At 74.7% G+C, this 12,718-nt stretch carries 8 protein-coding genes; 2 read left to right on the top strand and 6 right to left on the bottom strand.

Annotated features, from left to right (window positions below; all coding sequences use genetic code 11):
• Positions 1 to 4 precede the first annotated feature (4 nt).
• Entirely contained in the window at positions 5 to 286 is a 282-nt protein-coding gene (locus tag AB0G10_RS05885) for a PLDc N-terminal domain-containing protein (RefSeq protein ID WP_360917092.1), read from the top strand.
• 33 nt (positions 287 to 319) lie between these two features.
• On the opposite strand, the gene AB0G10_RS05880 is transcribed toward AB0G10_RS05885, so the two are convergent.
• The 3 genes from AB0G10_RS05880 to AB0G10_RS05870 all read right to left on the bottom strand — a co-directional run bounded on the left by AB0G10_RS05880 (position 320) and on the right by AB0G10_RS05870 (position 5,138).
• On the bottom strand, positions 320 to 2,005 hold the full coding sequence (locus tag AB0G10_RS05880) for a serine/threonine-protein kinase (protein WP_360917088.1): 1,686 nt from the start codon (positions 2,003 to 2,005) through the stop codon (positions 320 to 322).
• A gap of 93 nt (positions 2,006 to 2,098) precedes the next feature.
• A complete protein-coding gene (locus tag AB0G10_RS05875) occupies positions 2,099 to 4,138 on the bottom strand; it encodes a response regulator (RefSeq protein WP_360917085.1) in 2,040 nt (679 codons plus the stop codon).
• A gap of 61 nt (positions 4,139 to 4,199) precedes the next feature.
• Positions 4,200 to 5,138 (bottom strand): ribose-phosphate pyrophosphokinase, encoded by a 939-nt coding sequence (locus AB0G10_RS05870; RefSeq protein WP_360917082.1) that lies wholly within the window; start codon positions 5,136 to 5,138, stop codon positions 4,200 to 4,202.
• Between the two features lie 139 nt (positions 5,139 to 5,277).
• Here AB0G10_RS05870 and AB0G10_RS05865 point away from each other — a divergent pair, with 139 nt between their 5' ends.
• Positions 5,278 to 6,126 carry an ATP-binding cassette domain-containing protein gene (locus AB0G10_RS05865; RefSeq protein ID WP_360917079.1) on the top strand — a complete coding sequence of 283 codons (849 nt, stop codon included), beginning with the start codon at positions 5,278 to 5,280 and terminating at the stop codon, positions 6,124 to 6,126.
• On the opposite strand, the gene AB0G10_RS05860 is transcribed toward AB0G10_RS05865, so the two are convergent.
• The 3 genes from AB0G10_RS05860 to AB0G10_RS05850 are packed head-to-tail and all read right to left on the bottom strand — an operon-like array spanning position 6,110 to position 12,707.
• A complete protein-coding gene (locus AB0G10_RS05860; RefSeq protein ID WP_360917073.1) occupies positions 6,110 to 6,760 on the bottom strand; it encodes an ATP-binding cassette domain-containing protein in 651 nt (216 codons plus the stop codon). The two genes, AB0G10_RS05865 and AB0G10_RS05860, sit on opposite strands and share 17 nt — an antisense overlap.
• Entirely contained in the window at positions 6,757 to 9,741 is a 2,985-nt protein-coding gene (locus tag AB0G10_RS05855) for an FtsX-like permease family protein (RefSeq protein ID WP_360917070.1), read from the bottom strand. Before AB0G10_RS05855 ends, AB0G10_RS05860 begins: the two co-directional genes overlap by 4 nt.
• Positions 9,738 to 12,707 carry an FtsX-like permease family protein gene (locus AB0G10_RS05850; RefSeq protein WP_360917067.1) on the bottom strand — a complete coding sequence of 990 codons (2,970 nt, stop codon included), beginning with the start codon at positions 12,705 to 12,707 and terminating at the stop codon, positions 9,738 to 9,740. Before AB0G10_RS05850 ends, AB0G10_RS05855 begins: the two co-directional genes overlap by 4 nt.
• Positions 12,708 to 12,718: the final 11 nt, after the last annotated feature.

Genomic DNA, 12,718 nt, shown 5'->3' with positions numbered 1-12,718 from the left:
CTCCATGGCCCGCCTGAACACGCTGCTCTTCCTCGTCGTCGTCGCGCTCAGCGTGGTCGCTCTGATCGACTGCCTGCTGACCGGCCGGGGACGGCTGCGGTCGTTCCCGCGCGGCGCCTGGGTCGTGCTGATCCTGCTCTGCCCGGTCGCCGGCGCGGTCGCCTGGTTCCGGGCCGGCAAGGCCACCTCGCCCCGGGACGTCCACGTGCTTCAGGCCGGGCCGGTCGGCCCCGAGGACGACCCCGAGTTCGTGAAGCGGCTGGCCGAGTCGATCCGCAACCTCTGAGAGCCGAGTCGATCCGCAACCCCTGACCAGGCGTCACCAGCTGAAGGGGCGGCCCGTCGTCGTGCTCGTCGCGGTCCGGCCGTCGCCGCGGACGTAGCGGAACGTCATCACCACGGCGTACCGGCGGCCCCGGCGCGGCTCGGCCACCAGCGGACCGCACTCCTGCGTCGTCGAGCGGCGGCCGAACGACAGGTCGTCGCAGGTACGCGGGCCGGCCACGGTACGGCCGGTGCGGGTGTCCCGGAGCGCCACCTCGATCCGCCCGCGACCGCCGGCCGGGGCGGTCAGCGCGGCCTGGAACTGGATGTCGCTGCCGAGCTGGTGGCAGGGCCGCGGCCCGAGCGGGGTACGCGTCCGCAGGTCGAACACGAGCCGGGGCGAGCACTGCCAGCGGCCCTGCGCCTTCCCCTCCGGCAACGGGATCAGCGCCCCGCCCCGGGGCGGGGACGGTCGTGGGGACGGTGCGGAGGACCGTACCCTCGCCTTGGGCTTGGCCTCGGCGTGCGCGACGCCCCTCGCGGCCTTGACCGGCGGCGAAGGCCGGGCAGTGATCTTGCGGGCCACCGGTGTGCGGGAGGGCGCCGCCGAAGCGACAGGGACCTGCGCCGAGGGGGCGACGACCATCGCGGGCGCGTCCCCGGAACGGCTCATGTGCCACGCCGTCGTCGCGGCGCCCGACGCGAGCATGGTCCCGGCCACCACGACGGCGACCACGAACGCCCCGTGCCGGGACCAGCGGTTCGCCGGCGCGGCGTTGTTCCGGAACGGCGGGCGGCGCGGCACGGGCACCGGGTGGAATTCGAGGGAGTCGTCCTCGGGCGGGGCGCCGGGCCGGGACAGCGCCGGCGCGTCGTGCAGGTTGCGGGCGAGGAAGGAGAGGTCGGTGACGAGGTCGGCGGCGCTCGGGCGGTTCCGCGGCTTGCCGGCCAGGCACATCGTGATGATCCGCCAGAGCGGGTCGGGTATGCCCGGGCGGCGCTCCGGCTGGCCCTCGGCGTGCAGGCGCATGAGCTCGGGTATCGAGTCGCTGCGGTACGGCGGATGCCCGCTGACCAGCTCGTAGAGCAGCACCCCGAGCGCGTAGACGTCGGTGGCCGGGCTCGGTGTGACGCCGTGGAACGCCTCGGGCGCCATGTAGTGCGGCGTGCCGACGACCGCGTTCGGCGTGGTCATGCTCGGCAGGTTCAGGATCCGGGCGATGCCGAAGTCGGTGAGCCGCGTCTCCAGCTTGTCGTCCTCGTCCCGCAGCAGGATGTTGTCCGGCTTCAGATCACGGTGGATGATCCCGAGGCTGTGCGCCTCGGCGAGCGCGGACGCCACCTGCCCGGCGAGCCGGACCGCCTCGGCGGGCGGCACGGTCCCGCGCCGGTGCAGGTGGTCGCGGAGGTTGCCGCCGGCCACCAGGTCCATCACGAGGCCGAGGGTCTCCCCCACGCTGAACAGGTCACGGACCCGTACGACGTGGCGGTGCCGCAGCATCTGCAGGATCGTCCGCTCCTGGACGAACCGGGTGACCAGCCGCGGCTGCCGCAGCAGGCTGTCGTGCAGCAGCTTGATCGCGACCGGTTCGCCGGTGGAGCGGTCCTCGCCGCGCCACACCGTTCCGGTGGCGCCCTGCCCGATCGGTTTGACCAGAACGTACGATTTGCCGACACACCGCCCGGCCAGTGGCACATCGGAGCTGCTGCCCGTGGGATCCTCTCCGGGGTCGTTCGTCACTCCGGGGTCCTTCCGACGACGGCAATGCCCCGGAATGATGCGATTTGCCCTCCGAATCTTGCAAGCTCCGGCACCCGTGTGGGCGGAATTCCGTCACTGCGGCGGCGGGGCCTCGTTCTGCCGGATGGGTTGCGGTCCACAGAGCGACCGGATCGCGCCGAGCAGCGTCGACCGCGTGAACGGCTTCTCCAGCAGCATGCTGTTGTCGTCGAGGTGCAGCTGCGGCCCGAGCGAGGCGGCCGAGTAGCCGGACATGTAGAGCACCGGCAGGTCGGGCTGGTGCGTGCGCAGCGCGCTCGCCAGCTCCGGACCGGTCATCGTCGGCATCACCACGTCGGTGATCAGCAGGTCCGGCCGCGCCCCGGACGCCACCTGGGTGACCGCCATGAGCGCGTCGGTGGCGACCGCGATCTCGTACCCGGCCGGCGCGATGAGCCGCTGCACGAGCTGGGCCACGTCCGGCTGGTCCTCGACGATCAGGACCCGGCCGATCACCGCCTGCTTGGTCCGCCCCTCGCCCTCCGGCTGCTTGCGCTCCTCGGCGGCGGGCAGATAGAGGTGCACGGTCGTGCCCATCCGCGGCTGCGACTCCAGCTCGATGTGGCCACCGAGGTTCGTCACGATGCCCGCCGTGGTCGCCAGTCCCAGGCCGGCCGCGGTCGGCCGGGTCGTGAAGAACGGCTCGAGGGCCCGCCTGCGGACCTCCTCCTCCATGCCGGTGCCGGTGTCGGTGACCACCAGGTGCACCACCTTGCCGGCCGGGCCGTTCTCGGCGGCCAGCTGACCCGGCTCGACCACCTCGTTGGTGGCGGTGACCCGGACCATGCCGCCGTGCAGCATGGCGTCCCGGGCGTTCGCGGCCAGGTTCACCAGCGCCTGCTCCAGCGGGCCGCGCTCGGCCTTGACCGGCCAGACGTCCGGGCCGAACGTCAGGTCCAGGCCGATCCGCTCGCCGAGGGTACGGCTGAACAGCGACTGCACGTCGGTGAGCAGGTCCGGGATCGGGATGACCTCGGGACGGTTGCCCTCGCTGCGGCCGAACGCGAGCAGCTGGTGGGTGAGGGTCCGGCCGGTCGCGACGGCGTCCAGGATGTCCTTCGCGAGCTGGTGCGCCGGCGAGTCCTCCTCGGTCCCGGTCAGGATCATGTCGGCCGAGCCGGCCACCACTGTCATCAGGTTGTTGAAGTCGTGCGACAGGCCGCCGATCAGCTGGCCGAGGCTGTCCAGCCGGCGCAGGTGGTCGAGCTGGCGCTTGAGGCCGCGGGCGTCGATGTGGTCGGTCGTGTCGGTGATCATGCAGAGCACGCCGGCGAACTCGCCGTGGTCGTCGCGGACCGGCATCATGCTGATCCGTACGCTTCGGCGGGAGCCGTCGGCCCGCATGAGCCGGGTGGCGCCGACCGTGGACCGGCCGGTCTTGCACTCGGCGATCCGGCGGTCCAGCTCCTTCTGCCCGACGTTGTCGAGGAAGCCGCGCAGCGAGACGCCGATCAGCTCGGCGCGGGGCATGCCGAGGACCACGCCGATCGGCTCGTTCGCGTACGTCGCCACGCCGTCCGGGTCGAGCTGGAGCACGCCCTCCGGGATCGTCTCGAGGACCCGGTGGTACCGCTCCTCGGCGGCGCGCAGCCGCTCCTGCGCCCGGGCCGCCGAGACCGCCAGCGAGACCTCGCCGGCGATGTCCCGGGCCAGCTCCACCTCGGGCGTCGAATAGAGGGCGTCGGCCGTGTGCCGGGTCAGGATCAGGAAACCCGCGTAGGTGTTGTCCACGATCACCGGGCAGAGGATCGCCGCGGTGATGCCGTCCTCGGGGTTCCCGAGCGCCGCCGCGTTCTCGCCGGCCAGCACGATCGGGCGCCGGCTCGCCGCCAGGGTGGTGGAGTACTCGTCGTCCGGCGTGTCACCGGCCCGGTCCAGGGCGCGGGCCAGCGGGCCGGAGCGCTCGTCGTCGAGGTGGTGGTACGAGATCTCCTCGTACCGGCCGTCGTCGCGGAGCAGTTGGACGCCCGCGCCGTCACCGATCATGTCGGCGGCGGCGCGGGCGGCCGTGGAACTGACCTCTGCCGGGTCGGCCCCGGCTCGGCTGAGAGCCAGGGCGAGGTCGGCGAGCGCGTACCGGAGGGGGTAAGCCATGACACCCATGTGGGTCATGATTCGCGTTAGACCTCGGTCGCGCGGCCGATTCAGTGAATTCTCAGCCGAAAAGCGCACTCACCGATTCGCCGTTGTGGATGCGGCGCATCGCCTCGGCCAGGGCCGGCGCCACCGACAGGATCGTCAGCTTGTCGGTGCGGTTCGCCTCCGGGATCGGCACCGTGTTGGTGCAGACGATCTCCTCGATCTCCTTCTCCTCGGAGAGCCGCTGCACCGCGTTCGCCGCGAAGAGCCCGTGCGTGCAGGCCACCCGTACGCTGCGGACGTTGCGCTCGCGGAGCCGGGCCAGCAGCTCGAAGACCGTGCTGCCCTTCGCGATCTCGTCGTCCAGCACGATGACGTCCCGGTCGGCGACCTCGCCGATCACCGAGCTGATCACCACCTTGTCGTCGGCGTACCGCTGCTTCGCGCCGGCCGCCACCTCGATGCCGAGCATCCGGGCGAACGCGGCCGCCTCCTTGGCGTTGCCGAGGTCCGGCGAGACCACGACGGCGTTGTCCAGGTTGTAACGGCGGAAGTGGTTCGCCAGCTCGCGCAGCGCGTGCAGGTGGTCGACGGGGATCTTGAAGAAGCCGTGCACCTGCGGCGAGTGCAGGGTCATGGCCAGCACCCGGTCGGCGCCGGCCGTGGTGAGCAGGTCGGCCACGAGCCGGCCGCCGATCGAGATGCGGGGCTCGTCCTTCTTGTCACTCCGGGCGTAGGCGTAGTGCGGCAGGACCACGGTGATCCGGCCGGCCGACGCGCCGCGGGCAGCGTCGATCATGAAGAGGAGCTCCGCGAGGTGCTCCTGGGTCGGCGGGGAGAGCGGCTGGATCAGGAACACGTCCCGTTCCCGGCAGTTGCCCTGGAGCTGCACCTCGATGCAGTCGTTGGCGAACCGGGAGATCCGGGTCGGCATGAGCGGCACCCCGAGGTGGTAACAGATCTCGGCGGCCAGTTCGGGATGAGCGGATCCGGTGAAGACGGCGATGTCGCGCACGGGGACACCCTATTCACTGAGCCTTCTTCAACGTGGCGAGGGCCTCGCGCGCCGGCGCCGGACGACGGCCCGGCGGCCTCGGGCCCGATGCCAGGTTGAAGATTGCTCACAGTGGCGGACGCCGATTAGTTTGGGCGACATGAACGGACTGGCCGTGGCCTGCCGCCGGGTGGTGCACATCTATCGTGCCGAGGCCGGCGACGTGGTCGCGCTCGCCGGTGTCGATCTCTCCATCGCCCCGGGCGAGACGCTCGCGCTGGTCGGGCCGTCCGGGTCGGGCAAGTCGACGCTGATCGCGCTGCTCGCCGGGCTGATGCGCCCCTCCGCCGGGCGGATCAACATCGGCACCTACGACATGGGCAAGCTCTCCGACGGCGAGGTCTCCCGGCTGCGCGGCACCGAGATCGGGGTGGTGCTCCAGGGCGCGGCGCGGAACCTTCTTCCGTACGCGTCGCTGCACCGCAACATCTGGCTCGCCCAGCGGCGGGCCGCGCACACCCGGGGCATCCAGCTCGACGACCCCGACCGCATCCTCGACCTGGTCGGGCTTCCCGGCCAGGGCCGCCGCCGGCTCGCCGACCTGACCCCGGGCGGACGTCAGCGGGCCGCCCTCGCGGTCGGCGTCGCGGCCGGTCCGGGGCTGCTGCTCGTCGACGAGCCGACCAGCCGGCTCGACACGGCCGGCCGCGACGAGGTGCTGGACGCCCTCGAAACGGTGAATCAGGAGCGGCACACCACGATCGTGGTGGTCACCCACGACAACGAGGTGGGCGCGCGGCTCGGCCGGGCCGTGACGATCCGGGACGGCCGGGTCGGCGCGGAGGGCCGGGACGGGCAGGACTTCGCGGTAGTCGCCGGGGACGGGACCGTGCAACTGCCGCCGGACGTGCTCGGCTCCTACCCGCCCGGGACGCTGTTCACGGTGCAGAGCGTCGACGGCGAGGTCACCCTGGTGCCCGGCGGCACGGAGCTCAGCGAACCCAGGTAGCGGACCCGTCGGCCAGGTGCAGCTCGCGGTCGCAGGCCGCCGCCGTCTCCGGGTCGTGGGTCGCCAGCACCACCGCCGCCCCGCGGGCCGCCTCGGCCCGGAGCAGCTCGATCACCTTCTGCCGGTTCGCCGCGTCCAGCTCGCTGGTCACCTCGTCGGCGAGCAGCACCTCGCCGCGCAGCGCCAGCCCGCGGGCGATCGCGGTGCGCTGCTGCTGGCCGCCGGAGAGCTCGTCGATGAGCTGGTTCGCCTGGCCGGAGAGCCCGAGCGCCTCCAGGGACTCGGCGGTGCGCCGCCGGGCGTCGGCCGGGGAGCCGCCGGTCGCGATCACCGCGACCGCGATGTTTTCGGCGGCCGTGAGGATCGCGGCGAGGCCGTTCTCCTGCGGGATCAGCACGACGCCCCGGGCGACGGCCCGGTCCCGGTCGCCGAGCGGCGTCCCGTCGGCGGCCACCGTGCCGGTTCGCGGGGCGAGCATCCCGGCCATGGCGCTGAGCAGGGTGGTCTTGCCGGCGCCGGAGGTCCCGGTGACGGCGAGCAGCTCACCGGGGTGGGCCGTCACGGTCACAGCGGTCAGCACGGGACTGCCGCCGCCGTACCCGAAGTCCGCCGCCTCCACGGTCAACGTCGTCATGAGAGCCCCTTCTCCGTTCTTCTCCGCAGGTCACGGCCGCCGATCAGGGCCACCACGACGTTCACCAGCAGCACCGCCCCGGCCACCGCGAGCAGCACCCCGGGCCGTGGCGCCGCCGGCATCGGCAGGTCCGGCGGGGTGAGCCCGGCCAGCGGCAGCGCCCAGCCGGTCAGCCACCACGCCCCGGCGCCGACCAGCAGGCCCACCAGCACGGCGAACCCGACCAGCACCGGATAGGTCCAGAACGTCGCCCGGCCGGCCACCCGGGACGGCAGGCCCTGGGCCCGCAGCGCGGACAGGTCGCCGGCCCGCCGGTCCCGGTCCACCACGATGGTCAGCACCAGCGCGCCCGCCCCGAGCAGCGTGGCGAGCACGGCGGCCAGGATGTGGAAGGTCAGCGCCAGCGCCGGCCCCTGCCGGTCCAGCCGCTCCCGGACCTGCGCCGCGCCGGTGTCACCGGTCACCACGAGCCCCTGGTCGCCCAGGCGCTGCAGCACGTCGGCGGGGGCGGCCGGGCCGAGCCACACCTGCGGCGCCTGGGCCGCGTAGCCGTCCACCGCAAGACGGTCGGCGAGTTCCAGGTCGACCAGCACGGCGTTGCGCCCGGCCCGCGGCACGACCGGCAGATCGGCGACCGGGACGATCGGCACCGGGTCACCGCCGAGGCTGGTCATCACCGCGCCGGGCGGCCCGCCACCGGCCCGGGCCAGCGGCAGCGGCCGGGGTGTCGCGGGCGGCCGGACCCAGGCGGTCCCGGACGGCGCGGCGCGCACGGCGGCCTCGATGACCAGGGAGTCCGCCGCGGAGACCCGGGCGTTCTGGGACGCCCACCAGCTCCCGCCGAGCGGAATGCCGCTCAGGCCGGTGATCTCCACGGTGCCGGTCGTCTCGGTCGCCTTACCCAGCCCGGACACCCCGATGCCGTTGACCCAGCAGCCCTTCGCGCAGAGCGACAACGGCTGCCGGTAGGTGTGCGCGCCGTTCTTCAGCACCCCGATCTCGACGACCGTCTCGCCGAGCCCCTCCCGCGAGGACACCGCGATGCCGAGCCGCAGCCGCCGGTCCGGAGCGAGGCCGGTGAGCGTCACGCCGGCCACGATCTCCGAGCTCCGGAAGGACGGCCGCTCCGGCACATCGGCCCGCAGCCTCGCCGCCACCTCCGCCGGGCCGGGCCCGTCCCCGGTCCACGACGCCACCGCCGCGAGACGTTCAGAATCAAGAGCCAGCCCGGGTACGCCGGCGCTTCCGCCGCTCGGCAGCTCCGCCACGGCCATCGCGAACCGCCCGTCCGGGTCGGCCGCGCGCACCGCGTCGAGCAGCCGGCGCCGGGGCACGGCCTGGACCGTGAGCACCCGGTCGGCGCCGGTGCCGAGCCGTGCCTCCACCTCCCGGCCCTGCGCCGCCGTGTCCACCGCGCAGGTGGCGTACCCGGCCACCGCCGCGGCGGCCGCGAGCAGCGCGAACAGCCGGCCGGCGCCGGGCCGGCGGGACAGCTGGAGCCCGGCCAGGCCGGCCCCGAGCCGCCCCCGGTTCAGGGCGCCGCCGGCGTACCGGCTGACCAGCGGGAGCACGGCACGCGCCGCGAGCAGGGCGAGGGCCAGCATGATCAGGGCGGGCGCGACCGTGCCGAGGCCGTCCAGCGAACCGTCGGAGAGGTAGAGCTGCACGCCCGCGACCACGGCCAGGACCAGCACGATCGCCTCGATCACCGGGATCGGCCGCCTGCCCCGCCCGGTGCGCTGGAGCAGCGCCGAGACCGGGCTCAGCAGCGGCCCGCGCTGGGCCAGCAGGGCCGCGGCCAGGGCGACCATGGTGGCCGCCGGGGCGTAGCGCAGCGAGGCGAGGGTGGCCGCCGACCCGGCGCCCGGGAAGACGGTGGCGGCCACCGCGTTCACCAGCAGCTGCCCGGCCACGCAGCCGGCCACCGCGCCGGCCAGCACCGCCGCCATGCTCTCGCCGGTCGCCAGCCACCAGCGGGTCCACCACCGGGCGCCGCGCAGCGCCACCACGGCGATCTCGTCGCGGCGGCCCTCGGCGCCGTGTCCCACGGTCAGGTAGATGCTGAAGCAGGCCAGCAGCACGAGCGGGACGGTCAGCACCGGGACGAGCAGCCGCGCCTCGGCCCGCCCGCTCTCGATCCGGTCGAACAGCCGCGGGATGCCGGTGTCCAGGCTGAGGCCGGAGACCGCGTCGGTGACGCTCTCCAGCCCGGCCAGGTCGGCGCGGACCCGGTCGAGCCGGTCGATGTCGAGCGTGCCCGGCTCGGCGATGCCGTCGATCGCCTCGACCGAGGTGGTCCGCTGCATCGCGGCGAGCGTGGTCTTCGTGGTGAACACCGGCTCGCCCGGGCCGATGAAGGGGCCGCTGATGAAGTAGCCGTGCGTTCCCCAGTAGATGTCCGCGCGGTCCGGCACCTCGTACGTGCCGGCGACCGTGAACGTCTTGGGCTCGGCGCCCGCCTTCCAGGTCGCCGGCTTGGTGTCGCCGTTGATCTGGGCGGCCGCCAGCTCGATCGCGTCGCCGGGCCGCAGCTCCAGCCGATCCGCGCTCTCCGCGCCGAGCAGCACGTCGCCCTCGCCCGCGACGCACCGCCCGGCCACCAGCACCAGGTGGTCGCAGACGTCCTGGCGGAAGACGAGCCGCGAGGCGTACAGGTCGGTCGGCTCGATGCCGACCGCCGGCATCTCCTCCGAGTAGACGTAGGAGAACCCGGTCATGGCCTTGAGCGCGGCGCCCGCCGATCCGATGTCGACGACCTCGCCGCTTTGTGCAGCGGTCGCGGCGTCGTTGACGGCCCGCATCTGGAGCCGCAGTTCGTCGATGTCGGCCGTCTCGACCTGTCCCTGCGCCACCGCCCGCTCCACCGCGAGCAGGTAGGCCGGCGCGGCCACGGCCGAGGCGACAGCGAGCATCGCCAGCAGGGCGAGGGTGACGGCCTGGCCGCGGCGGGACCAGATCATCGCGAGGACCACGGAGATCATCGGGCGCGCACCAGCTTCCGCATCAGCGGGGCGACCGCGAGGAGGCCGGTCAGGCCGAGCACGGCCAGCGCCATCCCGGTGGCGGCCGTGAGCACGGCCGGGGTCAGCGGGTCGGGCGGCGCCAGCACCCGCCAGCCGTCCGCGAACGGCGGCAGCGAGCTACCGGTCAGCGGGACGGCCAGGACCGCGGCGAGCAGCCCGGTGCCGAGCCCGGCCACGAGCAGCGCGGCCGTGCCGGCGTACGCGGTCGAGACGGCGGTGCGCACCGGGAGGCCCTGCGCCCGCAGCGCGGTGAGCTGCGCGCCGAGCGCCCGGTTGTCCACGGTGGCCGCCACCGCGACCACGGCGGCCGCGAGCAGCAGCACGGCCACGGCGTTGAGCAGCGCGAACCGGACCACGGCGGCCGGGCCCTGGGAGCCGAGCCAGGCCGAGCGGCCGGTCACCGTCTGGTCGCCGACGACGGTGAGGCCGGCCGCGGTCAGGTCGGCGACCAGATCCGGCCGGGCGCCGGCGGTGAGCCACACCTGGAACTCGCCGCCCGCGTCGGTCTCGGCGGCCAGCCGGCGCATCGTGTCCAGGTCGGCGAGCACGCCGTCCTGGCCGACCGCCGGCAGGCCGGGCACGACCGCGGCGATCCGCACCGGCACGGCCGGCCCGTAGGACTTGAGCAGCCGGTCGTTGTAGCGCCACGGGTCCGGCGCCGGGCCGGCCAGCACGACCGGCAGCGGCGTCGGGGTGTCGGCCGCGTAGACGGCCGTGCCGGCCAGCTTCAGCCCGGTGGTGTTCTCGTCGGCGGAGATCCGCAGAGCGCCGCCGGCCGTGGCGATGTTGAGGTTCGCGCCGTCGGTGCCGGGCCGCCACCGGGACACGTCGCCGAGGATCGCGGCGTCCACCGGGGCCAGCGCCCGGACGGTCACGGCCGAGCCGCGCGGCGGCGCCTTGGTCCGGCCGGTGCTGTCCGGCGGAGTGGTGAGCTCCCACCGCACGATCCGGCAGCCCGGCGCGGTGGCGCAGGCCGGCACCGCGGCGGACACGGTCTTCTCGCCCGCGCCGAGTACGCCGAACGCCGCGGTGACCAGCTCACCGGTCGCCTCGTGCTGGAGCAGCAGGCCGAGCCGGACCGGCGCCGGGCCGTCGCGCCGGACCTCGGCGGTCACCCGGTCCGCCGTGATCACCGATGCCGCGCCGGGCGGCCGCACCGGGGACGGCGTGCCGTACTCCGGGCGCCACAGCGCCACCGCGGCGAGCCGGTCGCTGTCCACCTCGAGGATTTCCAGGTCGTCGTCGTTGCGGTTGCGGACCACGGCCATCGCCTCCCGGCCGCCCGGGTCGGCGGTGCGCACCGCGTGCAGCAGCGCGGTCCGGTTGAGCGCGTCGACGGTGAGCACCCGGGTCGCGCCGAGCTCGGCGGCGCTGCGCTCGGCGCGGGCCACCCGGTCGGCCTGCCAGCCGCCGGCCGCCGTCACGAAGAGCGCCACCGCGACCACGACCAGCGCGAACACGCGGTCGGCGCCGGGCGCCCGGGAGAACTGGAGACCGGCCAGGCCGAGCCGCAGGCGGCCGGTACGCAGCGCCACGGCACCGGCCCGGCCGGCCACCCGCCGCAGCACCCGGGCCAGGAGCAGGCCGAGCGCGAGGGCCACCAGCGCCGGCGCGACCACGGCCAGCCCTTCCGCCGGTCCGCCGCTGCGGGCCTGGTAGACGGCCGCTCCGGCGATCGCGAGCAGGACCAGGTCGGCCAGCGCGGCACGCCAGTCGCCCCGGCCCGGCGCGGCGCTCCGCAGCAGGGCCGCGACCGGCCGGCCCAGCATCGCGGCCTCGACCGCGGCCAGCACGGCGAGGCTGCCGAGCACGACGGCGGACACCGCCACGACACTCTGGCTCAACGCGGTCTCCCGGTCCGGGAGCACCGGGACCGGCCCGGCCAGCAGCCGGGCCAGCAGGTATCCGGCCGGCACGCCGACCACCGCCCCGGCCAGCAGCGGCACCAGGTGCTGGCCCCAGGCGAGCCGCAGCATCCGGAACCGGCCGACGCCGCGCAGCTTCATGAGGGCCGTGTCGTTGCGGCGGTCGCGCAGCGTGTACCAGCCGGCCAGGCCCACCGCGAACCAGGTGAGGATCAGCGTCTGCACCCCGGCCGACCGAACCCCGCTCAGGATCGTGGCCCGGTCCCGGGCGACGGTCTCGAGCAGCGGCCGCACGCTCGTCTGCATCCGGAACCGGGAGGCGGTGAGCCGGGTGTCCAGGGCCGTGAGCACCCCGGCCAGGTCGTAGCCGCCGTCGCCGCGGAGCAGCCCGGCCGGCAGGTCCACGTCGTACACCATCGAGGCGTTCCACAGCGGACGCTCCTCGAACGTCTCCAGCACGGTGAACGCCGGGTCGATGCCGGTCCGGGTCTGGAACATCTCGCCGGCCCAGTACGACCCGGAGAGGCCGGTCACCGCGTAGAGCGCGACCACCCGCAGGACCAGCGGCCGGTTCGTGACCGAGCTGGTCAGCGAGATCCGGTCACCGGCCTTCACCCCGAGCCGCTGCGCCGCCTCCTGGCTGATCGCCGCCTCGCCCCGGCGCTCCGGGCACGGGCCGTCGAGGCGTACGTTCGCGCAGAACTCCTCCCGGTGCGCGACCGCCATGGCCGTGGACGCCGAGCCCTCCCGGATGCTGAGCGGGACGGTGAGCCCCACGACCGGTTCACCGAACTCGGCCGGCAGCCGGCCCCGCACGTCGGAGGCGAAGCGGGTGAACGCCTCCTCGGCGAGGCCCTGGGTGTCGGCGCCGGCCCGCACCGAGACGATCCGCTCGGCGGGCCGCGCCGCGCCCAGGTCGGCCTCGGCGGCGCGGCCCGCGGCGGCGAACGCGTACCACGGGCCGGCCACCGCCACGGCCGTCGCCAGGGCGGCGAGCAGCAGAATCGTCAACGCCTGAGCGGTCCGGGCCCGGACCGCGCCGATGACGAGCATGAACATCGAACACCCCC

Origin of the sequence: Actinoplanes sp. NPDC023714 (assembly GCF_040639855.1) — a bacterium.
Lineage (GTDB): Bacteria > Actinomycetota > Actinomycetes > Mycobacteriales > Micromonosporaceae > Actinoplanes.
The sequence above is the reverse complement of the archived record's forward strand: the minus strand, read 5'-3'. Positions and strand labels throughout refer to the sequence as shown.